At 71.8% G+C, this 21,918-nt stretch carries 21 protein-coding genes; 8 read left to right on the plus strand and 13 right to left on the minus strand.

Annotation, left to right across the window (positions count from 1 at the left end):
* The first annotated feature begins 233 nt into the window (after window positions 1-233).
* Window positions 234-1,007, plus strand: a complete 774-nt coding sequence (locus ACZ4VA_RS02910) for an IclR family transcriptional regulator (protein WP_355792505.1) — start codon at window positions 234-236, stop codon at window positions 1,005-1,007.
* Window positions 1,004-1,858: an SMP-30/gluconolactonase/LRE family protein gene (locus ACZ4VA_RS02915; RefSeq protein WP_355792508.1), complete on the plus strand. Its 855-nt coding sequence runs from the start codon at window positions 1,004-1,006 to the stop codon at window positions 1,856-1,858. Before ACZ4VA_RS02910 ends, ACZ4VA_RS02915 begins: the two co-directional genes overlap by 4 nt.
* 41 nt (window positions 1,859-1,899) lie before the next feature.
* On the opposite strand, the gene ACZ4VA_RS02920 is transcribed toward ACZ4VA_RS02915, so the two are convergent.
* Together ACZ4VA_RS02920 and ACZ4VA_RS02925 are read right to left on the minus strand one after the other, a co-directional pair.
* On the minus strand, window positions 1,900-2,088 hold the full coding sequence (locus ACZ4VA_RS02920) for a DUF397 domain-containing protein (RefSeq protein WP_356168364.1): 189 nt from the start codon (window positions 2,086-2,088) through the stop codon (window positions 1,900-1,902).
* On the minus strand, window positions 2,085-2,933 hold the full coding sequence (locus ACZ4VA_RS02925) for a helix-turn-helix domain-containing protein (protein ID WP_356168361.1): 849 nt from the start codon (window positions 2,931-2,933) through the stop codon (window positions 2,085-2,087). The genes ACZ4VA_RS02920 and ACZ4VA_RS02925 overlap by 4 nt, the downstream gene beginning before the upstream one ends.
* A gap of 129 nt (window positions 2,934-3,062) precedes the next feature.
* Here ACZ4VA_RS02925 and ACZ4VA_RS02930 point away from each other — a divergent pair, with 129 nt between their 5' ends.
* Window positions 3,063-3,572 carry an ATP-binding protein gene (locus ACZ4VA_RS02930; protein WP_356237758.1) on the plus strand — a complete coding sequence of 170 codons (510 nt, stop codon included), beginning with the start codon at window positions 3,063-3,065 and terminating at the stop codon, window positions 3,570-3,572.
* Between the two features lie 10 nt (window positions 3,573-3,582).
* Here the strand turns inward: ACZ4VA_RS02930 and ACZ4VA_RS02935 are convergent, their stop codons facing one another.
* From ACZ4VA_RS02935 to ACZ4VA_RS02970, 8 genes are all read right to left on the minus strand, one after another.
* A complete protein-coding gene (locus ACZ4VA_RS02935) occupies window positions 3,583-5,163 on the minus strand; it encodes a pyridoxal phosphate-dependent aminotransferase (RefSeq protein ID WP_356168355.1) in 1,581 nt (526 codons plus the stop codon).
* A 198-nt stretch (window positions 5,164-5,361) separates the two neighbouring features.
* On the minus strand, window positions 5,362-6,507 hold the full coding sequence (locus ACZ4VA_RS02940; protein WP_355785409.1) for an aldose epimerase family protein: 1,146 nt from the start codon (window positions 6,505-6,507) through the stop codon (window positions 5,362-5,364).
* A 54-nt stretch (window positions 6,508-6,561) separates the two neighbouring features.
* A complete protein-coding gene (gene mmsB / locus ACZ4VA_RS02945) occupies window positions 6,562-7,806 on the minus strand; it encodes a multiple monosaccharide ABC transporter permease (protein WP_355785406.1) in 1,245 nt (414 codons plus the stop codon).
* Between the two features lie 5 nt (window positions 7,807-7,811).
* Window positions 7,812-9,353 (minus strand): multiple monosaccharide ABC transporter ATP-binding protein, encoded by a 1,542-nt coding sequence (mmsA, locus tag ACZ4VA_RS02950; protein ID WP_356237760.1) that lies wholly within the window; start codon window positions 9,351-9,353, stop codon window positions 7,812-7,814.
* A 33-nt stretch (window positions 9,354-9,386) separates the two neighbouring features.
* Entirely contained in the window at window positions 9,387-10,499 is a 1,113-nt protein-coding gene (gene chvE / locus ACZ4VA_RS02955) for a multiple monosaccharide ABC transporter substrate-binding protein (RefSeq protein WP_355785400.1), read from the minus strand.
* Window positions 10,500-10,623: 124 nt separating this feature from the next.
* Entirely contained in the window at window positions 10,624-11,592 is a 969-nt protein-coding gene (locus tag ACZ4VA_RS02960) for a hypothetical protein (RefSeq protein WP_355785397.1), read from the minus strand.
* A 93-nt stretch (window positions 11,593-11,685) separates the two neighbouring features.
* The gene (locus ACZ4VA_RS02965; RefSeq protein WP_356168347.1) at window positions 11,686-12,690 is read right to left on the minus strand and encodes a zinc-dependent alcohol dehydrogenase; all 1,005 of its coding nucleotides are present in this window, start codon (window positions 12,688-12,690) and stop codon (window positions 11,686-11,688) included.
* A complete protein-coding gene (locus tag ACZ4VA_RS02970) occupies window positions 12,687-13,844 on the minus strand; it encodes a mandelate racemase/muconate lactonizing enzyme family protein (RefSeq protein ID WP_356168344.1) in 1,158 nt (385 codons plus the stop codon). The genes ACZ4VA_RS02965 and ACZ4VA_RS02970 overlap by 4 nt, the downstream gene beginning before the upstream one ends.
* A gap of 262 nt (window positions 13,845-14,106) precedes the next feature.
* Here ACZ4VA_RS02970 and ACZ4VA_RS02975 point away from each other — a divergent pair, with 262 nt between their 5' ends.
* Window positions 14,107-14,847 (plus strand): SCO2400 family protein, encoded by a 741-nt coding sequence (locus tag ACZ4VA_RS02975; protein ID WP_468079417.1) that lies wholly within the window; start codon window positions 14,107-14,109, stop codon window positions 14,845-14,847.
* Between the two features lie 1,190 nt (window positions 14,848-16,037).
* Here the strand turns inward: ACZ4VA_RS02975 and ACZ4VA_RS02980 are convergent.
* On the minus strand, window positions 16,038-16,469 hold the full coding sequence (locus ACZ4VA_RS02980; protein WP_355779464.1) for a MarR family winged helix-turn-helix transcriptional regulator: 432 nt from the start codon (window positions 16,467-16,469) through the stop codon (window positions 16,038-16,040).
* A 114-nt stretch (window positions 16,470-16,583) separates the two neighbouring features.
* Between ACZ4VA_RS02980 and ACZ4VA_RS02985 the strand changes: the two genes are divergently transcribed.
* The 4 genes from ACZ4VA_RS02985 (at window position 16,584) to ACZ4VA_RS03000 (ending at window position 19,799) form a co-directional block, all read left to right on the plus strand.
* Window positions 16,584-17,606 carry an NADP-dependent oxidoreductase gene (locus ACZ4VA_RS02985; RefSeq protein WP_355779467.1) on the plus strand — a complete coding sequence of 341 codons (1,023 nt, stop codon included), beginning with the start codon at window positions 16,584-16,586 and terminating at the stop codon, window positions 17,604-17,606.
* 125 nt (window positions 17,607-17,731) lie between these two features.
* The gene (locus ACZ4VA_RS02990) at window positions 17,732-18,151 is read left to right on the plus strand and encodes an organic hydroperoxide resistance protein (RefSeq protein WP_356168338.1); all 420 of its coding nucleotides are present in this window, start codon (window positions 17,732-17,734) and stop codon (window positions 18,149-18,151) included.
* Window positions 18,152-18,357: 206 nt separating this feature from the next.
* Window positions 18,358-19,188 (plus strand): EI24 domain-containing protein, encoded by an 831-nt coding sequence (locus tag ACZ4VA_RS02995; protein ID WP_355779471.1) that lies wholly within the window; start codon window positions 18,358-18,360, stop codon window positions 19,186-19,188.
* Window positions 19,185-19,799 carry a LysE family transporter gene (locus ACZ4VA_RS03000; protein ID WP_355779473.1) on the plus strand — a complete coding sequence of 205 codons (615 nt, stop codon included), beginning with the start codon at window positions 19,185-19,187 and terminating at the stop codon, window positions 19,797-19,799. The genes ACZ4VA_RS02995 and ACZ4VA_RS03000 overlap by 4 nt, the downstream gene beginning before the upstream one ends.
* Before the next feature lie 19 nt (window positions 19,800-19,818).
* Here ACZ4VA_RS03000 and ACZ4VA_RS03005 read toward each other — a convergent pair whose 3' ends face one another.
* Both ACZ4VA_RS03005 and ACZ4VA_RS03010 read right to left on the minus strand, forming a co-directional pair.
* Entirely contained in the window at window positions 19,819-21,054 is a 1,236-nt protein-coding gene (locus tag ACZ4VA_RS03005; RefSeq protein ID WP_355779475.1) for a pyroglutamyl-peptidase I, read from the minus strand.
* Between the two features lie 246 nt (window positions 21,055-21,300).
* Window positions 21,301-21,876, minus strand: coding sequence for a TetR/AcrR family transcriptional regulator (locus tag ACZ4VA_RS03010; RefSeq protein ID WP_355779477.1), 576 nt, complete (start codon window positions 21,874-21,876; stop codon window positions 21,301-21,303).
* Window positions 21,877-21,918: the final 42 nt, after the last annotated feature.

The raw sequence follows: 21,918 nt of genomic DNA on the forward strand, positions 1-21,918 counted from the left end.
CGGGCCGCCGCCCGACCCCTGGGCGTGGAGTCGCGGCGGCCCACCCCTCGGCCGCCCCGCGGGTCTGCGCCCGCACCCGTTCCGGCCCCGCCCGCACCCGGTTCCGTCCCCGCCCGCACCCGGTCCGGACGTCCGCCCCCGTCCGCCCATTGCCCGGCCCAGCCCATATGACTAGCCTGTGTTCGTCATCCCGATCGTCTGTTGAAATTTCGAACACAAGGGAGGGGCCGCTCGTGGGACGCCTCGTACCTGCCGTGACCCGCGCTCTCGACATACTCGAGCTCTTCCTGGACGGAGACGGCACACTCTCCGCGCCCGACATCGTGCGCAAGCTCCAGCTGCCCCGCACCACCGTGCACGAGCTGGTCACCACCCTCGCCGCCCGGTCGTACATCGTCCAGGTGCCGGGTCAGCCCGGACGCTACCGGCTCGGGGTGCGGCCGTACCAGCTCGGCAGCCGCTACGCCGAGCAGCTGGACCTCGCCGCCGAGGGCCAGCAGGTCGCCCGCTCGGTCGCCGAGACCTGCGACGAGACCGTGCACGTGGCGATCCTCGAAGGCACCGACGTCATCTACATCGCGAAGGTGGACTCCACGCACGCGGTGCGCATGGTGTCGGCCGCCGGACGCCGGCTGCCCGCGCACTGCACCTCCGTGGGCAAGATGCTGCTGGCCTCGCTGCCCGACTCCGAGCTGAGCTCGCGCATCCCGGACGACTCGGCGCTGGCCGCGATGACGCCGAACAGCATCACCGAGCCCGGCGCCCTGCGCGAGGCCCTCGCCGAGATCCGCCGGCGCGGCGTCGCGGTGGAGAGCCGGGAGTCCAACCCGGACGTCAGCTGCGTCGCGGCCCCCGTGCGGGACCGCACCGGGCAGGTCGTCGCCGCGCTCTCCATCTCCGTCCCGATGATCCGCTGGAGCGACGACCGGCTCGGCGAGCTGGAGCAGCTGGCCGCGAAGGGCGCCGCCGATCTGTCCGAGCGGCTCGGCTACCGGAGCGTGGCATGAGCGCCGAGGTCGCGGTCCGCGCGTACGCGGCGCTCGGTGAGGGCCCCACGTGGGACACCGCCGGGCAGCGGCTGGTCTGGGTCGACATCCTCGGCTCCCGGGTGCACACGTACGACCCGGTGTCCGGCCGCACCACGGTCATGGCCACCGAGCAGCACGTCGGCGCCGCCAAACCGCGCGCGGGCGGCGGTCTGGTGGTCAACCTCCGGGACGGGGTGGCGCTCTACGGGCCGCCGGGCTCCGGGGAGGGCTTCCGCTGGCTGCACCGCGAGCCCGTCCCCGGCCGCCGGGGCAACGACGCCGCCGTCGCCCCCGACGGCTCGCTGTGGACCGGCACCATGCGGTACGACGAGGCCCCGGGCGGCGGCACGCTGTCCCGGATCGCCCCCGACGGCACCGTGCGCACCGTGCTCGACGACGTCGCCGTCAGCAACGGCGCCGGGTGGAGCCCCGACGGACGGCTGATGTACTACATCGACTCGCCGACCCGCCGGATCGACGTCTTCGACGTGGGTGAGGACCAAGTGCCGGTGAACCGGCGCCCGTTCGCCCGGATCGAGGACGGCTCCGGGTCCCCCGACGGCCTCACCGTGGACGCCGGGGGCTGTGTGTGGGTGGCCCTGTGGGACGGCGGGGCGGTCCGCCGCTACACCCCGTCCGGCGAGCTGGACCGGGTCGTGGAGCTGCCCGTCCCGCGCCCCACCGCCTGCGCGTTCGGCGGCGCGGACCTGACCGACCTGTACATCACCACCGCCCGTACGGGCCTTGAGGCACCGCATCCGCTCAGCGGTTCGGTGCTGGTGGTCCCCGGTGCCGGGAAAGGCCTCGCCCAGCCCGCCTTCGCCGGCTAGACCGGCCGCCCGGAGCCCCGCCCGTCGGCCCCGGCCGAGAGCTAGCCGAGCCGGGCCCGCGACACGAACTCGCCCCAGGCGGCCGGGGAGAGTTCGAGCCGCGGGCCCGTCCGGTCCTTGGAGTCACGGACGTGCACGGCGACGGGGGTGAGGGCGACCTCGACGCAGTCGCCCTGGCTGCCGCTGCTGTAGCTGCTCTTGAACCAGGTCAGTTCCGGGGTGCCGCTCATAGCGCTCCTCGCATCCGCTTCAGCAGGCACTTCGAGTCCTCTGGGGTGAGAGCCTGCGCGCGCAGTTTTCCATACCGCTGGCTGAGGACGCTGATCTCTTTCCGGTCGGAGATGAGGCGGCCGTTGTTCTGCCCCTCCGAGTAGGCGAACCATAGGTTCTCCGGCGTCTCCAGCAACTGCAAGGGGCCGTCCAGACCTGGGTGGTCGGGCTGGCGCAGCGGCATGATCTGCACCTGCACGTTCCAGTGCCGGTCGATCACGTGCAGTACGTGGTCCAGCAGCCCGCGCGTGACGTCTTCGCCCCCTGTGTGCCGCTCCAGCAGGGCCTGCTCGAAGATGAAACTGAACGCACAGGGTGGCTTCCGCCGTGTCGACAGCAGCTCCTGCCGCGCCAGCCGCGCGGCGATCCGCTGGGTCAACTCCGCCTCGTCCGGGAGAGGTGGCACGCTGAGCGTCACGGCCCTTGCGTACGCCTCCGTCTGCAGGAGACCCGGTACCACCCGGCACTCGTACGTGTCCAGGTTGATGGCCACGGACTCCATCCGCGCCCACTGCCTGAACCACGCCGCCAGTCCCGGCTGGCGTGCCAGATGGCCCGCCGCCTTCCGCAGGGCGCCCGTGTTGCCCAGTACCTCCTCCGCCCGGTCCACCAGGGCGGGGTCCGGCATCCGCCTGCCCAACTCCACCGACGCCACGGTGTGTTTGGAGAACCGCACCAGGTCCGCGAACTCCTCCCGGCTCAGCCCGGCGTGCTCCCGCAGCGCCTGGACCACCGCACCGAAGGTCCGCAGACTGTCGGACGACTCCGGTTCGCTCGCGCCCGCGCCCACCACTCCATCGACCACCCCGGTCACCTCCCGGGCTCATGGTCACGGAACGTGAACGGTACTGTCCAGTCCGTCACCGCGTACGCTCGCGGGGCGTACGCGCCGCCGACCTGGTGGAGTGCTCGATCGGACCGCCAGATTGGGCGCATGACAGCACCGCCGTCCCCCCAAGAACCGGTCACCGTACGTGTGTTCACGCAGCGGCTCAGTTCCACTCCGCGCGGCGCCCGCCTGGCCCGGCACCTCGCCCTGGCGCAGCTGCACGCCTGGGGCGTACCGCTCGACACCGCTGCCGCGGAGGCGGTCGCCGTGATCGTCGCCGAGCTGGCGGCCAACGCCGTGACGCACGGGCGGGTGCCCGGCCGGGACTTCGAGCTGCGCCTCGCGCTCGTGCCGGGCAGTGTCCGCGTCGAGGTCGGCGACACCCGCACGGGGCCCCGGCCGCCGGGACCCGGAGACGTACGCGCACCGGGGGCGGACGAGGAGACCGGCCGCGGCCTCGTCCTGGTCGACGCGCTCGCCGACCGGTGGGAGGTGGTCGACCGGCAGCCCCCGCCGGGCAAGACCGTGCGGGCCGAGGTCGACCTGCCGGGGTGGCTCTCCCTGGTGGCCGCAGCCCGGGATGCGGCCTCCGACCGCCGCCGCGAAGACCGCTGACGTGCGAGGGCTAGCCGACCTGGTTGTACACGCTCCCTGCCGCGGGCCAGCCGGTCTGCTGGGGCTGCGCCTCGGGCTGCTGCGGTGGCTGCGTGTAGCCCCGCACCTGCGCGGCCGTCAGGCCGCCGGCGGCGCCCAGCCCCGTCGGTCCGCCGCCGTACGCCGCGCCCGTCCCGCCGGTCAGCGGGTCCGGGGCGGCCGGTGCGGGCGGGCCGTACTGGGCGACGGCCGTCAGTCCCGCGGCGGGCGCCGGCGCCATGGCCGGCATGGCGGCGGCCGGTGCCGGCAGCACGGCGGCCGGTGCCGGGGCGGGTGCGAGATGGGGCATGGCCCCGGGAGCCGGTCCGGGCCAGGCGCCGGCCTGCGCGGCCAGCCCCTGCATGCCGGCCCCGTTCGTGGCGCCGACCAGCCGGTCCACCGCCGCCGTGCCCGAGCTGTAGCCGGTCCCATGGCCGGGCTCGGGCACGGCGGCTCCCCTCCTGGTCCCGTAGAGCACCTGTTCCAGGCCGGACACCAGGCGACGCACGTCCACCTGGGGGCGCACCACGAGACGCAGGAAGCGGCTGGACGATCCGATCTTGTTGCCGCATTCGCGGACCAGGATGCGGTGCTCGGTGAGCAGCCGGTCCCGGACCACGGTGCCCTCCGCGCCGACGGGCAGGCGCACGAAGAGGAAGTTGCCCTGCGACGGGTAGACCGTCAGACCGGGCAGCGCGGAGAGCTGGCGGGCCATGTCGAGCCGGTCCCGGCGGACCATGTGCAGGCTCTCCTGGTACTCGGCGCCGTGCTCCCGGAGCATGAACACCACCGTCTCCGCGAAGGAGTTGAGGTTCCACTTGGGCAGCATCGAGCGGACCTTCCCGGCGAGTGCCGGGTTGGCGGCCAGATAGCCGAAACGGATGCCGTGCAGGCCGAAGTTCTTGCCGAGGCTGCGCAGCACGATGACGTTCGGCCGCATCACCGCGTCCTCCACCACGCTCGGCTCGGACTCCGCGTCGGCGAACTCCAGGAACGACTCGTCGACGATCACCAGGTCCAGATCGGCCATCGCGTCCATGAACTGCACGACCGCGTGCCGGGGCAGGAAACCCCCGTCCGGGTTGTTCGGGTTGCAGATGACGGCGACGCGCGAGCCCCGGGCGCGGATGAACTCCGCGTACTGCGCGAGGTCGAGGGCGAAGCCGCTGGACTCCTGAAGCGGGAACATGTCGACGCGCTTGCCGGTCTCCATCGGCTGGTCGGTCCACCGTCCGAAGGTGGGCACCGGGATCGCGAGGGACTCGCGCACCAGCAGGTGGTCGATCCAGGTGATCAGTTCGGTCGAGCCGTTGCCCATCGCCACGCACTGCGGCGGCAGCCGGAGCAGGCTGCACAGCTCGGCCGTGATCGTGTCGGCGCTGCTCGGGTAGTACGTGATGATCTCGCGCAGCCGGCCCGCCAGGTCGTCGAACATGGCGGGCGTCGGGAAGTACGGGTTGCAGGGGATGCAGAAGTCCACCGGACCGGCCCCGTCGCCCTCGCGCGTCAGCGCGGCCATCGAGGGGCTGTGCGCCGCCGTGCTGCGGAACAGCGAGGTGACGTTGTCGGCCATGGAACCTCCGTCGGTGGCGGGCCCGGTGGGGGAGGACGGGCCCTCCCGTCCCGGGTGGCCCGTGCGGGGGAGCACGGGCCGCCCTCTCATACGGACACGGAGGTGGCGCTGTTCAACTGGTGTGCTTTCGGTGAGGGTTCGGCGGTCGAGGCAACCAAAGCCCCACAGGAAGCGTCAGGTCCCCCCGGACCTGGACGCTCAGGCCCCGAAGGAGTGCACGGTCGTCGTCCGGTACGTCTGGCCGGGCCGCAGCACCGTGGACGGGAACGACGGATGGTTCGGCGAGTCCGGGAAGTGCTGGGTCTCCAGGCACAGCGCGTCGCCCTGCCGGTAGACGCGTCCGCCGGTGCCGACCAGCGTGCCGTCCAGGAAGTTGCCGGAGTAGAACTGGAGCCCCGGCTCCGTCGTCGCGATCCGCAGGGTGCGACCGGAGGACGGGTCGCGCAGGACGGCAACCTGCTCGGGCTTGGCCGTGCTGCCCTTGTCGAGCACCCAGTTGTGGTCGAAGCCCTGGCCGTACAGGAGTTGCTGGTGGCCCTCGCGGATGTCCTCGCCGACGGTCTTGGCGCGGCGGAAGTCGAAGGGGCTGCCCGCGACCCTGGCCAGCTCGCCGGTGGGGATCAGGCCCGAGTCGACGGGGGTGTAGCGGGAGCCGGCGATGCTCAGCTCGTGGTCGTAGATCGAGCCGCTGCCCTCGCCCGCGAGGTTCCAGTAGACGTGACTGGTGAGGTTGACGACCGTGGCCTTGTCGGTGGTGGCCGCGTAGTCGACGCGCCAGTCGCCGTGCCGGGTCAGCGTGTAGGTGACCTTCACCCGGAGCGTGCCCGGGTAGCCCATCTCGCCGTCGACGCTGGTGTAGTGCAGGACGAGGCCCACGTCGGAGCCGGAGGTGAAGCCCTCGACGTCCCAGACGCGCTTGTCGAAGCCCTTGTCCCCGCCGTGCAGGCTGTTCTCCCCGTCGTTGACGGCGAGCTGGTAAGGCTTGCCGTCGAGCGTGAAGCGGCCCTTGGCTATGCGGTTGCCGTACCGCCCGATCAGCGCCCCGAAGTAGGGACTGGAGGCGACGTAGTCCTCGATGGTGTCGAAGCCGAGCGACACGTTCCGGTGGCGGCCGTGCCGGTCGGGGATCTCCAGGGACTGGACGATGCCGCCGTACGAGAGGACCTTCAGGCGGGTGCCGCCGTTCTGCAGCGACCAGCGGTGGACCTTCGTGCCGTCGGCGAGCTTGCCGAACAGCTCCTTGACGGGCTTGCGGACGGTCGCCCCGTGCGCCGTGCCGACCGTGGCGGCGGTGAGTCCCGCGGCCGCCGCGGCGGCGATGACAGTGCGTCTGGTGGTTTCCATGTGCGGCTCCTGATATAGGTGCGGGGGCCCTTCCGGACCCCCGCACAACCGGACCTACGAACCGACCTTGCGCTTGTTCCACACGTCGAAGCCGACGGCCGCCAGCAGCACCAGGCCCTTGATGACCTGCTGCCAGTCGCTGCCGACCCCGACGAGGTTCATTCCGTTGTTGAGCACGCCCAGGACGACGCCACCGATGATCGCGCCGAGGACCGTGCCCACACCGCCGCTCATCGACGCACCGCCGATGAACGACGCGGCGATCGCCTCGAGTTCGAAGTTCACGCCCGCCTTGGGTGAGGCCGCGTTGAAGCGGGCCGCGAAGACCAGACCCGCCAGGGCCGCGAGCATGCCCATGTTGAGGAAGACCAGGAAGGTCACCTTCTTGTCCCGCACACCGGAGAGCTTGGCCGCGGGAAGGTTGCCGCCGATGGCGTACACGTGGCGGCCGATGACGGCGTTGCGCATGACGTAGCCGAAGCCGACGACGAGGACACCGAGGATGATCAGCACCACCGGGGCGCCCTTGTAACTGGCCAGCATCATCGTGACGGTGAGGACCGCCGCGACCAGCGCCACCAGCTTCAGCAGGAAGAGCTTGGCCGGCGGCACGTCGAGCGCGAACTCCTGCTGCCGCCTGCGGTCACGGACCTCCTGGATGACCACGAAGGCGATCACCGCGAAGCCGAGCAGCAGTGTGAGGTTGTGGTAGTTGGTGTCCGGGCCGACCTCGGGCAGGAAGCCGTTGGCGACCTTCTGCAGACCGTCGGGGAACGGGCCGAGGGTCTGGCCCTCCAGGAAGATCTCCGTCAGACCGCGGAAGAGCAGCATCCCGGCGAGGGTGACGATGAACGACGGTATGCCGAGATACGCGATGAAGAACCCCTGCACGGCACCGGCGACCGCGCCGAGCGCCAGGCACAGCAGCACCGCGACCGGCCAGGCCACGTCGTGCTCGACCATCAGCACCGCCGCCACCGCGCCCACGAAGGCGGTGAGCGAGCCGACCGACAGGTCGATGTGCCCGGCGATGATGACGAGCATCATGCCGATCGCGAGGATCAGGATGTAGCTGTTCTGCAGGACCAGGTTGGAGACGTTGCGGGGCAGCAGCAGGTCCCCGTCGGTCCACACGGCGAACAGGACGACGATCAGGCCGAGGGCGATCAGCATCCCGTACTGCCGCATGTTGCGGCGCATGCCGTCCACCATCAGCTGCCACAGGCCGTCGCCCTCCGCCGGGCCGCCCTTGCCGGCGGGAGCCGGCGCGGGGCTCTTGGCGGTCACATTCGTGCTCATCGCTCTTACCTCTTGTCCTTCGTCATCTGGCGCATCAGCACTTCCTGCGTGGCCTCGGCCCGCGGCACCTCGCCGGTCAGCCGGCCGGCGGCCATCGTGTAGATGCGGTCGCACATGCCGAGCAGCTCCGGCAGCTCGGAGGAGATGAAGACGACCGCCTTGCCCTCGGCGGCCAGCTTGTCGATGACCGTGTAGATCTCGTACTTGGCGCCCACGTCGATGCCGCGGGTCGGCTCGTCCAGGATCAGCACGTCGGGACCCGCGAAGATCCACTTGCTGAGGACGACCTTCTGCTGGTTGCCGCCCGACAGCTTGCCCACCGGCTCGAAGACGGTCGGCGCCTTGATGTTCATCGAGGTGCGGAAGCCCTCGGCGACCTGGCGCTCCTCGTGCTCGTCGACCACACCGCGCTTCGCGACCTTGCCGAGGGCGCTGAGCGAGATGTTGCGGTTGATCGTGTCGATGAGGTTGAGGCCGTAGTGCTTGCGGTCCTCGGTCACGTACGCGATCCCGTGCTTGACCGCCTCCGGCACGGACTTCGTACGGATCTCCGCACCGTCCTTGAGGACCGTGCCGCCCGCGTACCGGCCGTAGGTGCGTCCGAAGACGCTCATCGCCAGCTCGGTGCGCCCGGCGCCCATCAGGCCGGCGATCCCGACGATCTCCCCGCGGCGCACGGAGATCGACACGTCGTCGACCACCTTGCGCTGCTGGTCGATCGGGTGGTGCACGGTCCAGTTGCGTATCTCCAGGGCCGGCGCCGCGCCCACCTCGGGCTCGTGCGGGGTCCGTTCCGGGAAGCGGTGGTCGAGGTCGCGTCCGACCATGCCGCTGATGATCCGGTCCTCGGTGGTCTCCGGCGCCTTCACGTCGAGGGTCTCGATGGACCGCCCGTCGCGCAGGATCGTCACCGAGTCGGCGACCCGCTCGATCTCGTTGAGCTTGTGCGAGATGATGATCGAGGTGATGCCCTCGTCCTTGAGGCCCAGGATGAGGTCGAGCAGTTTGCCGCTGTCCTCGTCGTTCAGCGCCGCCGTCGGCTCGTCGAGGATCAGCAGCTTCACCTTCTTGGAGAGCGCCTTGGCGATCTCGACGAGCTGCTGCTTGCCCACGCCGATGTCGGCGACACGGGTGTCGGGGTGCTCGGCCAGCCCGACGCGCCGCAGCAGTTCGCTCGCGTGCTTCAGCGTCTCGCTCCAGCTGATGAACCCGCGGGTGGCGTGTTCGTTGCCGAGGAAGATGTTCTCGGCGATGGAGAGATACGGCACCAGGGCAAGCTCCTGGTGGATGATCACGATGCCCTGCTGCTCGCTGGCCCGGATGTCCTTGAAGTGGCAGGGCTCCCCCTCGAAGAGGACCTCCCCTTCGTAACTCCCGTGCGGGTGGACGCCGGAGAGGACCTTCATCAAGGTCGACTTCCCGGCGCCGTTCTCCCCGCAGATGGCGTGGACCTCGCCCGGACGGACACTCAGAGAGACGTCCGACAGCGCCTTGACGCCGGGAAAGGTCTTGACGATCGAGCGCATTTCCAGGACGGGTCCCGCCATGGTCGTGCCTACCAATCCTTGAATACGCGGCGGTTAGTTGAGGTCGCTTTCCTTGATGTAGCCGGAGTCGACGACGGTCTCCTTGTAGTTGGACTTGTCGACGTTGACCGGCTCCAGCAGGTAGGCGGGCACGACCTTCGCGCCGTTGTCGTACGTCTTGGTGTCGTTGACCTCGGGCTTCTTGTCGTTGAGGACCGCGTCCACCATCTTCGAGGCGACCTCCGCGAGCTTGCGGGTGTCCTTGTAGACGGTCTGCGTCTGCTCACCGGCGATGATCGACTTCACCGAGGCGACCTCGGCGTCCTGGCCCGTGACGATCGGCAGCGGCTTGCTCTTGCTGCCGTAGTCGTCGGACTTCAGGGCCGAGAGGATGCCGATCGAGATGCCGTCGTAGGGCGAGAGCACCGCGTCCACGCGCCCGGTCTTGTACGCCGAGGTCAGCAGGTCGTCCATGCGCTTCTGCGCGGTGCCGCCGTCCCAGCGCAGCGTGGTGACCTGGTTGAGCTTCGTCTGGCCGGACTTGACGACGAGCTGCTTCTTGTCGATGTACGGCTGGAGGGCGTTCATCGCGCCCTGGAAGAAGTACTTGGTGTTGTTGTCGTCGTTGGAGCCGGCGAACAGCTCGATGTTGAACGGGCCCTTCTTGCTGCCGTCCTTCAGTCCGAGCTTGTCGACGATGTAGCCGCCCTGGAGCTCGCCGACCTTCTCGTTGTCGAACGAGGCGTAGTAGTCGACGTTCTTGCTGCCGAGGATCAGGCGGTCGTAGGAGATCACCGGGATGTCCGCGTCGGCCGCCTGCTGGAGCACGTTGTCCAGCGACTTGTTGTCGATCGCCGCGATGATCAGGGCGGAGACGCCCTGCGTGATCATGTTCTCGATCTGCGAGACCTGGGTGTCGGGGTCGTCCTCGCCGTACACCAGCTTGGTCTTGTAGCCGGCCGACTTCAGGTTCTTCTCGACGTTGGCGCCGTCGGCTATCCACCGCTCGGAGGACTTGGTGGGCATCGCGATGCCGACCGTGGAGCCCTTCGCGTCGTCCTTCTTGTTCTCGCTGCCGCCCTCGCTGTCCTGCCCGCAGGCGGAGAGGGTGAGCGCCAGAGAGGCGGCGGTGGCTACGGCGGCGAGCGCTGCTCTGCGATTGCGCATGATCATCTTCCTTGATGTTCGGGCGGGCTCGGTCGGGAAGTTCGGCTGTGCGGGAGGACCGAGAGGAGGTGTGTGGGATTGTGTGCGGCTGCGTCGTCTTTTGTGAAGGGCTGAGTTCAGAACGTTACGACGGAGTTGCGAACCGCCGGAGCGAGCCCGGCAGCCGGGACCCGAGCGGCGCCATGTCGCCGTCCGCGCCATGGCGGGCGAGCAGGTCCAGGGCGAGGCGTCCGCGCCGCACCCGCTCCCGCGCGGTGTCCAGGGTGACGTCGCGCAGGTGGGTGCCGTACGGGTAGATCGCGGGCGCCTTGGACAGGCCGAACTTGAGGTAGATCGGCGCGCCGCGGCGGATCAGCTCGGCGACCTCGTACATGCGCACGTAGCCGCCGAGATCGTCGGGGGCCTCGATGTACATGTCCATGGGGGCGGCGGACACCCGCCGTATCTCGGTGAGGTGATCGAGCGTCAGATCACTGGGCACGTTGACGGAGTCGGCGCCCAGCTGTTCGTACACGGCGTAGGCGGCCGGGTTGACCGGGCCGATCAGCGCCGAGACCTTGAGGGTCGTGTCGGCCGGGATGATCCCCGCCTCGCGGGCCCGGTGCAGCGTCCACAGCACGCCCTCGTCGGCGACGAGCAGGCACTTGACGCCCAGCTCCGTCGCCCGGACGGCGTCCTCGACGCAGCCGGCCACCGCGTCGTGACCTCGGGCGCGCAGCCCGCCGCCCCGGGAGTCGGTGCGCACGGAGCCCCCGATGTCCCAGGTGCCGCGCGGGCCGGTGAACAGGCACAGCTCGATGTCGCGTTCGCCGGTCGACTCCACCATCTCGGTGATCTCGGCGTCGGTCAGCATCCAGACGCCGCTGCCCTGGCTGATCCGGTGGATCGGCACGTCGAGCCGCGAGGACTCCTTGAGGACCACCGCGAGGGCCTCGGGGCCCTCCACGGAGGGCACCTCGGTGCGCCAGCTGCCGCCCTCGGGGAACGTGTGCGCAGAGGCGTCGGCGGGGGAGAGGGCGGGTGCGCCCAGGCCGAGCGCGGCGAGTGCCGGCTCGCCGGGTCGCCGGGCTGCCGTGGTGGGAGCGTCGGTCACAAGCTGTCCTTCACGTTCGGTATTTCGGACGACATTCGTGTCGGTGGGTGTACGCCGGTACGGGGCGTCAGGATCCCCGTACCGGCGTACGGCTCAGGGGCGCAGCAGGACTTTGCCGACCTTCGGGTCGCCGGCCCCCACCAACTCGATGGCCTGCGGGAACTCGGCGAGCGGCAGCTCGTGCGTGACCAGCGGAAGCGGGTCGAGCAGTCCGGCGCCGAAGACCCGCACCGCGTGCGCCCAGGCGTCCGGCGGCGCACCGAACACGGTGTGCACCTCCAGCTGCCGTACGACGAGGTCGGTGGGGTCGAGCCCCTCGGCCCCCGGAGCCGGGATGCCCGTCAGGACCAGGCGTCCGCCGCGCCGCAGCAGGGAGGCGGCGGTGCGCGCGGCGGACGCGGACCCGGCGGTCTCGATCACCACGTCGAAGTCGTCGGGCAGTTCCTGGTCCCGGGTGCGGAAGTCGGTGGCGCCGAACTCCCGCGACAGCGCCGCGCGGTCCCGGCGGGTGCCGACCACGAGCAGCTCGGCGGGCGACCCGGCCCGCAGGAACTGCACGGCGAACATCCCGAGGGTTCCGGTGCCGACCACGGCGACCCGCTCGCCGGGCCGCGCGTCCGCCTTGAGCGCGGCGGCCGCGATGCACGCGGCGGGCTCCAGGAGGGCGGCGGCCGTCAGGTCGGCGTCGTCGGGCAGGACGTGCAGCAGCCGGGCCGGCAGCGTCAGCGTCGAGGCCATCGCCCCGGGCTGGGTGAAGCCGGTCTCCTCGTAACCCGCGCTGCACAGGGTGGTCTCGCCCGCGTGGCAGCGGTCGCACACCTGGCAGTTGCGGAAGCCCTCGCCGACGACCTTGCGGCCGACCAGCGCCGGCGGCACCCCGGCCCCCACCGCCTCGACGGTCCCGGACCACTCGTGGCCCGGCGTGAGGGGGTAACGGACGTACCCCTCGGGCCGGTTGCCCTGGTAGAGCTCGCGGTCGCTGCCGCAGATGCCGACGGCGTGGACGCGCACCAGCGCCTCGCCGGCCGCCGGCGGCACCGGCTCGTGCGGGATCAGCCGGTGCTCGCCGGGCGCCTCGACGACGACCGCGGTGCTCACTGCGTCCCCTTCGGCCTGCGCTGCTCCCAGCCGTCCGCCCACAGGTCGAACCGGGCCTGCTGCTGCGGGAACTCGGCCGCCGCGTCGACGTCCAGCTCCACACCGAGACCGGGCTCGTGGGACAGCTCGAAGTAGCCGTCGACGACCTGCGGGGCGCCCTTGACGACCTTCTTGATCTCCGCGTCCGCGAAGTCGTTGAAGTGCTCCAGGATCTTGAAGTTCGGCGAGGTGAAGCCGACCTGGAGGCTCGCGGCGGTCAGCACCGGGCCGCCCACGTTGTGCGGGGCCACCAGCATGTAGTGGGTCTCCGCGGTCGCCGCCAGCTTCCTGGTCTCCCAGATGCCGCCGATGTGGCCGACGTCGGGCTGGATGATGTCCACGGTCTGGTTGTCGAACAGCTCGCGGAACTCGATGCGGTCGTGGATGCGTTCACCGGTGGCGAGCGGGATGTCGACCTTGGCGGCGACCTTCTCCAGCGCCTTCAGGTTCTCCGGCGGCACCGGCTCCTCCAGCCAGGCCGGCTTGAAGGGCGCCAGCTCGTGGGCGAGGCGCACGGCGGTGGCGGGGGAGAACCGGCCGTGCATCTCCAGCATCAGCTCGGCGTCCGGGCCGATCGCGTCGCGCACGGCCTCGATGAGGGAGACCGCGTACAGGCTCTGCTCGTGGTCGAGCTCGAAGTGGCCGGTCCCGAACGGGTCGATCTTCAGCGCCCGGTACCCGCGCGCCACGACCTCCTGGGCGGCCTTGTGGTACGCCTCGGGCGTGCGCTCGGTCGTGTACCAGCCGTTGGCGTACGCCTTCACCTTGTCGGTGACCTTGCCGCCCAGCAGCTGCCAGACCGGTACGCCCAGCGCCTTGCCCTTGATGTCCCAGCAGGCCATCTCGATCACCGCGATACCGGACATCACGATCTCGCCGGCCCGCCCGTAGTCGCCGTACTTCATACGGCGCACGAGGTCCTCGACGGCGAACGGGTCGGAGCCGAGGACGTGGTTGACCTCGGCCTCCCGCAGATAGCCGAGGAGCGCGTCGGTGTGGCCCAGCATCCGGGTCTCGCCGACTCCCGTGAGTCCTTCGTCGGTGTGCACCTGGACGTAGGTCAGGTTCCGCCACGGCGTCCCGACCACGTGCGTGCTGATTCCCGTGATGCGCACGGCAGTTGCCCCCTGTGCTCTTCGCTCTGTTCGAAATTTCGTCACACGTTCGAAATGCTGGCGTGACAGTAAGGACGCGGCCCCGGAGGTGTCAATGGGTCGAACACAACCACCCGCGACGGATTTCGGTGGTATGCCGCGCTCGTCGCGCACGCGAACCGGAGGGAGCGCTGGTCGACAGGGCGGAACGCACGGTTCCCCACACAACTTTCACAGCTGTGACTATGAACGTTACCTGTGAGGAACCTAGTCTTCCGGCGTCATGGACTACTGCCAGCCGTGCCGCAGGCACCTCAACGGCGCGCTCGCCTGCCCGGGGTGCGGCACCCCCGCCGACGAGTGCCGCGCGCACGCCGACGCGCCGGACGACCCCGGCGCGCACGCCGGGACGGACGACGCCGCCGAGCCGTACGAGGACGACACCGAGCGTCCCGGCCGGGCCGCGGCGCGCGGACGCGGCCGTGGCGGTGACCGGGCCCGCGGCGAGGGTGGCGGACGGGCCGGCCGGCGCGACCGCAAGGCCGCCGCCCACCGGCGCCGGCGGCGCAGGGCCCTGCTGGTCGGTGCCGGGCTGCTGCTCGCGGCGGGCGGCCTGAGCCTGGCCGAACTCGGCATCGAGGTACCGGGGTCCGCGCCGAGCGCGGCGACGGCCGGCGACGAACGGGCCGACGGCGGCGCCAGATCGGCCGGGGAGACGTCCGCGCCGGGCGGCCCCGCGGCGGGCGGCGGCAGTGCGAAGCCCTCGGGCTCGCCGAGCGACTCCGCGTCCCCGTCGGCGTCCGAGTCCGCCGAGGACGAGAAGAAGGACGGCGGCGAGGAGAAGGACGCGCAGCAGGCGTCGGCGTCCACGGGCCCGCTCACCGGCGCCTCGCCCTCGGCGCCCGCCGCGACGACGGCTCCCGGCGCCCCCGAGACCCCGTCAGCGGAGCCCACCTCGGCCCGGCCCACCCCGACCCCGTCCCCCACGAAGTCCTGCAGCCGCTTCCTGTGGTGGTGCACCTGACGCGGTTTCACCGACCCGCGTCCCGCCCAGCGCCCGGCCCACGCAGACCGCTGTACCCCGGCCCGGATACGGGCCGGGCCTGAAGCGCATCGCAGGACGACGCACCTGAGGGTGACCGCCGCGTCCGCCCGGACGTAGGGACGCAGGCCGACGCCCCTGCCGCGGCGTCCCGCGTCCCGTCAACACGGCCCGCCGCACCCCGCATGCAGGCACCGACAGGCGACACCCCTGACGGGGCCCCATGTCCCGGTCGGCCCACATACTCGCCCCCAGGCGCCCATTGGGCCCGGCGTGGGCACGCCGCGCGTGCAAGGCACCGGGCGCGGAACCCCCGTGTCCCGGTCCCCCGGCCCCGGCCCGCAAGGGCGCGCCTAAGCGCCCGTCCAGCCCATGTGGGCGTGCCGTGCTGCGGGGGCAAGGCACGGGACCCGCGTGCCCCCGGTCCGCCGGCCACCTGGCGCGCACGGGCGCCGTACCCACGATCAGGCGCCCGTTGGGCCCCGCGTGGGCAAGGCGCCTGTCGCGGGACCCGCGTGCCCCGGTCCGCCGGCCACCTGGCGCGCACGGGCGTCGTACCCACGACCAGGCGCCCGTTGGGCCCCGCGCGGGCAAGGCACCCGGCGCGGGACCCCGTGTGTCCCGGTCCGCCTGCCGCCCGGCCCGCGTACTCGCCCCCCCCCAGGCGCCCGTTGGGCTCTGCGTGGGCGTGCCGCGTGGGCAAGGCGCCTGGCGTGGGACCCGCGTGTCCCGGTCCGCCGGCCCCGGCCCGCACGGGCGTCGTACCCGCGCCTGGGCGCCCGTTCAGCCCGTACGGGTGTGCCGCGCAGGCAAGGCGCCTGGCTCGGGCCCCGCGCCCCGGTCCGCCGGCCCGCACGGGCGCCGTACCCGCCCCAGGCGCCCAGTCAGCCCGCGCGGGCGTACCGTGCCCGTCGGGTCCGCGGTCCCGCCCGCCAAGGGCCTCCGTGACCGCGCCGCCGGCCGCCCGCCGCGGCGAGTGACCTCACCGAGCACCCGGCACCGGCGACGGCGAGACCGGGCGACCCGGCACCGGCGACGGTGAGTCAGGGCCCCCGGCACCCGGCGAGACCCGGCCCCCCGGGCCTCCGGCACCCGGCGAGACCGGGCCCTCGGCACCGGCGACGACGAGACGACCGGCGCCCCCGGCGCCGACCCCCCCCGCACCGCGGGCGTCAGGCGTCGAGCATTCGCTGGAGCAGCTCCCGCAGGGACAGCCGCTCCTCGTGGGAGAGCCCCGCGAGCGGCTCGCGGGCGAAGTCGAGAGAGTCCCGCAGGCTGCGGGCGATGCGGCGGCCCTCCTCCGTGGGCGCCGCCAGCTTGACGCGCCGGTCCGCGGGATCGGGGCGCCGCTCGACCAGCCCGCGTGCCTCCAGCCGGTCCACGATCCCCGTCACGTTCGACGGCTCGCACCGCAGCTTCTGCGCCAGCCGCCGCATCGGCAGCGGCTCCAGCGTGAGCAGGCTCAGCAGCCGCGCCTGCGCACCGGTGAGCGCGTGCTCGCCGGCCGCCTCCTCGTACTCCTCGTGGTAGCGGGCCACCACACTGCCGATGAGGTCGACGACCTCGAGCGTCAGGGCGTCGGGGCGGGTCTTCTGCGGGGACATGCGCTCCAGGCTACCCGGTTACTTGACATCCTGAAATATTCAGGAGCATGGTTGTTTCAGGTAATGAAACAAACTGCGCGAGAGCCGCTCCGCAGGCGCACAGGAAAGGCCCCCATGACCGACACGCCCCAGCTCCCCGCCGTCAGCCGCGAATGGCACCTGCTCAGCCGCCCGGTCGGCTGGCCGGAGCCCGGGGACTTCGACCTGGTCGAGGCCGAGGTCCCGCAGCCCAGGGACGGGCAGGTCCTCGTACGCAACAAGTACCTCTCGGTGGACCCGTACATGCGGGGCCGCATGAGTGCCGCCAAGTCGTACGTCGCCCCCTTCGAGCTGGGCAAGGTCATGCAGGGCGGTGCGGTCGGCGAGGTCGTCGCCTCGAAGGCCGAGGGGATCGCCGTCGGCGACCACGTGCTGCACTTCCTCGGCTGGCGCGAGTACGCCGCCGTGAGCGCCGAGCAGGCCGTCAAGGTCGACCCGGAGGCCGCCCCGCTGAGCACCTACCTCGGCGTGCTCGGCATGACCGGCCTGACCGCGTACGCGGGCCTGCTGCGCACCGCGTCCTTCAAGGAGGGCGACTCCGTCTTCGTCTCGGGCGCCGCGGGTGCCGTCGGCAGCCAGGTCGGCCAGATCGCGAAGCTGAAGGGCGCCTCGCGCGTCATCGGCTCGGCCGGTTCGGACGAGAAGGTCCGCCTGCTCGTCGACGAGTACGGCTTCGACGCCGCCTTCAACTACAAGAAGGGCCCGGTGGCCGAGCAGCTGCGCGAGGCCGCCCCGGACGGCGTCGACGTGTACTTCGACAACGTCGGCGGTGACCACCTGGAGGCGGCGATCGGCCGGCTCAACCAGGGCGGCCGGATCGCCGTCTGCGGCATGATCTCGGTCTACAACAACACCGAGCCGGCGCCCGGCCCGCGCAACCTCGCCCGTCTCATCCAGACCCGCGGCCGCATCGAGGGCTTCCTTGTCGGCGACCACTACGACCTCCAGCCGGAGTTCGTCGAGGAGGTCGGCTCCTGGGTCCGCTCCGGGGAGCTCAAGTACCGCGAGACGGTCGTCGAGGGCATCGAGAACAACCTGGAGGCCTTCCTCGGCGTCCTGCGCGGCGACAACACCGGGAAGATGATCGTCAAGCTCTGAGTCCGGGAGCGGGCGGGCTCCGGGCCCCCGGAGCCTGTCGCCGGACTTCCGGCATGCGGTAACTTCTTTCCGAAGTCGTCGCGATCGTGGGCGCGAGTCGCGGCGGACCAAGGAGGAAGCACCGTATGTCCATCCAGCAGTCCGAGGTCCTCTACACCGCCGTCGCCACCGCCGAGGGCGGGCGTGACGGCCGGGTCGCCACCGACGACGGCAGGCTCGACGTCGTCGTCAACCCGCCGAAGGAGATGGGCGGCAGCGGCGCCGGCACCAACCCGGAGCAGCTCTTCGCCGCCGGGTACAGCGCCTGCTTCCAGGGCGCGCTCGGGGTCGTCGCCCGGCAGGAGAAGGCCGACATCACCGGCTCGACCGTCACCGCGAAGGTCGGCATAGGCAAGAACGAGGACGGCTTCGGCCTGATCGTCGAGATCTCCGCCGCCATCCCGAACGTCGACGCCGGCACGGCCAGGTCCCTCCTGGAGCGGGCCCACCAGGTGTGCCCGTACTCCAAGGCCACCCGGGACAACATCACCGTGACGCTCGTCTGACGGCGCGCGTCGCGCGCGACGGAGGCCGCACCCCCGCACCGGGGCGCGGCCTCCGTCCGTTCCCGGGCGGTACGGCGCGGTCGCCCCTCTCCGACTCCCCTGCGGGGACGAGGTGTTGGGGTCGTGACTGCCCCCGCGCCGGGCCCTTCCGGGCCCCGGGAAACCTGCCGCCGGGGGCGCGGGGAGCGCCCGGTAGGGTTTTGGCCATGCGTGATTTCGGGGCGGGCTTCCACTACTTGGTGCAGGGCCAGCGATGGGTGGCCAAGCACGGGCGACAGTACGGATTCGGACTGCTCCCGGGCCTGATAACCCTGGTGCTGTACGCGGCGGCCCTCACCGCCCTGGCCCTGTGGGGCGAGGACTTCACCACCTGGGCGACCCCGTTCGCGGACGACTGGGGCAGCCCTTGGCAGGGCCTCTTCCGCGGCTTCCTCACCGTCGTCCTCTTCGCCCTCGCCCTGGCCCTCTCCGTGCTGACGTTCACGGCGGTCACCCTGCTCGTCGGCCAGCCCTTCTACGAGTCCCTCTCCGAGCGCGTCGACCGGGACGTGTCCCCGGACGGCACCGCCCCCGAGTCGGGCCTGCCGCTCTGGCGCGAGCTGTGGATCTCCGGCCGGGACAGCCTGCGCATCCTGGTCCGGGCCCTCGTGTGGGGCATCCTGCTCTTCGCCCTCGGCTTCGTCCCGGTCGTCGGCCAGACCGTCGTCCCGGTGGTCGGATTCTTCGTCACCGGCTTCTTCCTCACGGAGGAGCTGACCGGGGTGGCCCTGCAGCGCAGGCGCGTCGAACTGCGCGCCCGCCTCGCCCTGCTGCGCTCCCGCAGGACGCTGGTCTGGGGCTTCGGGACCCCGCTCGCCGTCGCCTTCGTGGTCCCGTTCGTCGCCGTGTTCCTGATGCCGGGCGCGGTCGCGGGAGCCACCCTGATGGCGCGCGACCTGCTCGGCGAGCGGACCGGGGAACCCGACGAGGAGAGCGCCGCGGGCCACACGCACGCGGGCATCCCGCACCCGGGCGACGACGGGGCCGCCCCCGCATGACCGAGGTCCTCGCGGTCGCGGTCGTCACCGTCCTCGCGGTGATCGCGCCCGGCGCCGACTTCGCGATGATCGTCCGCAACAGCTATCTGCACGGCCGGCGGACCGGGCTCCTCGCCGCCGCCGGCGTCGCCGCGGGCGTCCTCGTGCACGTCACGTACACGATGCTCGGCGTGGGCCTGCTCATCGCCTCCTCGACCGCCCTGTTCACCGCGATCAAGCTGGTCGGCGCGGCCTACCTCGTCCTGGTCGGCGTCCGCACCTTCCGCACGCGCACCCGGGTCGAGGTCGACCTCCGGGCCGGCACGGACCTCGGTCCCCTCGCCGCCCTGCGCGCCGGGTTCCTCACCAACGTCCTCAACCCGAAGACGACCCTGTTCGTCGTCTCCACGTTCGCCCAGGTCGTCGGGCCCGGCACCCCGGTCCTCAGGCAGGTGGGCTACGGACTGTTCATGTCCCTCGCCCACCTGCTGTGGTTCGCCGTGGTCGCCGTGTTCTTCTCGCACGAGCGGATGCGCTCGCTGATGCTGCGCGGCCAGCGGGTGCTGAACAAGGTCATCGGCTCGGTCCTCGCCGGCCTCGGCGTGAGCCTCGCCTTCGCCCCGTCGCACTAGCCACAGGGCCTCCTGGGGGTCACCCCGCTTCCAGGGCCGTCCGCAGGATCGACCGGACCTGCGCGATGATGTCCAGCCGGTTCCGCACGAACCCGGGGTCGGTGACCGTTCCGGTCGCGGGGTCCGTGTTGCCGGCGCCGAACTCCAGCACCGGTGTGTGCACATGGCCGCCCGGCAGCGAGGAGCGCAGGCCGAGCCGGTCGCGCAGCAGCGTCGCCCGGTAGGCGATCTCGTTGGACAGGTAGTTGCCGCCGCCCCCGGCGCGGGCCGTCGAACCGGGCGTCGGTCCCTCGGGGCGCACCACCGGCTCCGTGCCGCCCGCCGGTATCTCCGTCACCGAGGTGTTGTCGTACACCGGGAAGCGCCCGGTGTCCGCGGCCACGATCGCCCCGTACGGCAGCGTCGTCGACGTCCACTGCGGCTGGGAGGCCGGGTCGGACACGGGGACCGTCTCGGTGCGGGAGACGTTCTCGTTGTCCGGGAAGCCGCCCCGCCAGGCCCCGTTGGTCCGCTCCACGTCGAAGCGGCCGACCCGGCCCTGGCTCACCGTCGTGAACAGGTCCACCCGGCCCAGGTGCGGGCGCAGCGTCCGTTCCACCGTCCCGTCGGTGAAGTCCTGCCAGCGCACCGGGAAGACCGCCGTCTCGACGCGGGCGGGGCCGTCGGCGGTCTGGATCGTCGTCCCGTCGAGGGCGAGCGCTCCGGCCCCCGAGGGGTTGGAGATCCTGACGTCGCGGTCCAGCGTGAACGGGTCGAACCCGGTGAGCAGGACGCGCTTCACGCCCTTGCCGTGGGGATAGCGGATGGCGTTCTGCCCCCGCGAGTTCTCCTCCAAGGTGGCCAGCAATGCCCGCCGTTGCACGTCCGTCAGGCCGAACCCCGGCTCCCACGCGCGGACTTCGCGGGTCATGCCGAGCCGGGCCCAGTACAGCGGCCGGTCGTCGTCCCGGCTCAGGTCGCCACCGGCGGGGCCGCGGCCCTGGGCCCGGTCCACGGCCCGCCGCCACAGCCGCGCCCCCTCCCGTTCCACGACGCGCTCGGCCTGCGCGTACGAGTGCGCCGCGTCCAGGGCCCGGCCGAACCGCGGTGCCACGGTGTCGAATCCGGACCGCCGCAGGATCTCCTGGGGTGCCGCCCTGTCGAGCCGCTGCTCCTCGACGGTGGGGGCCTCGGCCGCCGTCGCGGTGGGTGCGGTCGCGAGCCCCGCCAGCAGGGCCAGTCCGAGGACACCGATGCGAGCACGTGCGTGAGTCAAGGGAGTTGGGCCTTCCGTCGCCGTGGGGTGCTTGGGATGGCCGCAGTATCGCGTGACGCACGGGGCGCACGCCATGGTGCGTGACCGGGGCGGATCAGGCGGGGGCCGCGCTCGCCCGCCGGCCACGGCGCGACCCTCGACGGCATCGTTGACATCCGCACGTATCTGACGGACATCGGCCGGCTGAACGAATACGGCGCCGTACGGCGGGAGTTCCTCACCAGGACCGCGCGGTCGTCGCGGCGGTCAGTCCTCGCCCAGCAGGGTGAGGAAGTCCCGGAAGGCGGCGGGCATGTCCACCGACTCCGGGTCCAACAGCCACTGGTACTGGAGTCCGTCCATCACGGCGACGAGCAGGGGAGCGGCACGCTCGGGTGTGAGTCCGCTCGGCAGCCGCTCCCCGTACTGCTCGCGCAGCACCGCCGCCATGTTCGCCCGCACCGCGGTGTAGCGCTCGGTGAAGAACTCGCGTGCCGGATGGCCCTCGGTGACGCTCTCTCCGAGCAGCGCCGAGAAGGTCTGCACGATGCCCGGCCGCATCGCGTTGTACTCGACGAGGGACCGCAGCAGATCGAGCCGCCACCGGCTGTCCGGCACCGCGTCCCACTGGTCGCGCTCCCGGAGCACGGCGACGAGCAGCGCCTCCTTGGTCGGGAAGTAGTGCAGCAGCCCCTGCTGGGTGAGACCGACCCGCTCCGCGACGGCGGCCAGGCTCGCGCCCCGGTAGCCGCGCCCGGCGATCACCTCCAGGGCGGCACGCACGATCTCCGCGCGCCGTTCCTCGCTCCTGGTCCTGCCCGTCATGCCGTCACCGTACGGCATCCGCTCTCCCATGTGTAACGCTGAGGTCACGAAACCTACCGC

This window comes from Streptomyces sp. NPDC028308 (genome assembly GCF_055565855.1).

Excerpts from the sequence above, each read along its gene's own strand:
- ACZ4VA_RS02915 (WP_355792508.1), top strand. The coding sequence starts at position 1,004 with ATGAGCGCCGAGGTCGCGGTCCGCGCGTACGCGGCGCTCGGTGAGGGC.
- ACZ4VA_RS02920 (WP_356168364.1), bottom strand. The coding sequence starts at position 2,088 with ATGAGCGGCACCCCGGAACTGACCTGGTTCAAGAGCAGCTACAGCAGC.
- ACZ4VA_RS02930 (WP_356237758.1), top strand. The coding sequence starts at position 3,063 with ATGACAGCACCGCCGTCCCCCCAAGAACCGGTCACCGTACGTGTGTTC.
- ACZ4VA_RS02935 (WP_356168355.1), bottom strand. The coding sequence starts at position 5,163 with ATGGCCGACAACGTCACCTCGCTGTTCCGCAGCACGGCGGCGCACAGC.
- ACZ4VA_RS02940 (WP_355785409.1), bottom strand. The coding sequence starts at position 6,507 with ATGGAAACCACCAGACGCACTGTCATCGCCGCCGCGGCGGCCGCGGGA.
- mmsB (WP_355785406.1), bottom strand. The coding sequence starts at position 7,806 with ATGAGCACGAATGTGACCGCCAAGAGCCCCGCGCCGGCTCCCGCCGGC.
- mmsA (WP_356237760.1), bottom strand. The coding sequence starts at position 9,353 with ATGGCGGGACCCGTCCTGGAAATGCGCTCGATCGTCAAGACCTTTCCC.
- chvE (WP_355785400.1), bottom strand. The coding sequence starts at position 10,499 with ATGCGCAATCGCAGAGCAGCGCTCGCCGCCGTAGCCACCGCCGCCTCT.
- ACZ4VA_RS02975 (WP_468079417.1), top strand. The coding sequence starts at position 14,107 with ATGGACTACTGCCAGCCGTGCCGCAGGCACCTCAACGGCGCGCTCGCC.
- ACZ4VA_RS02980 (WP_355779464.1), bottom strand. The coding sequence starts at position 16,469 with ATGTCCCCGCAGAAGACCCGCCCCGACGCCCTGACGCTCGAGGTCGTC.
- ACZ4VA_RS02985 (WP_355779467.1), top strand. The coding sequence starts at position 16,584 with ATGACCGACACGCCCCAGCTCCCCGCCGTCAGCCGCGAATGGCACCTG.
- ACZ4VA_RS02990 (WP_356168338.1), top strand. The coding sequence starts at position 17,732 with ATGTCCATCCAGCAGTCCGAGGTCCTCTACACCGCCGTCGCCACCGCC.
- ACZ4VA_RS02995 (WP_355779471.1), top strand. The coding sequence starts at position 18,358 with ATGCGTGATTTCGGGGCGGGCTTCCACTACTTGGTGCAGGGCCAGCGA.
- ACZ4VA_RS03000 (WP_355779473.1), top strand. The coding sequence starts at position 19,185 with ATGACCGAGGTCCTCGCGGTCGCGGTCGTCACCGTCCTCGCGGTGATC.
- ACZ4VA_RS03010 (WP_355779477.1), bottom strand. The coding sequence starts at position 21,876 with ATGCCGTACGGTGACGGCATGACGGGCAGGACCAGGAGCGAGGAACGG.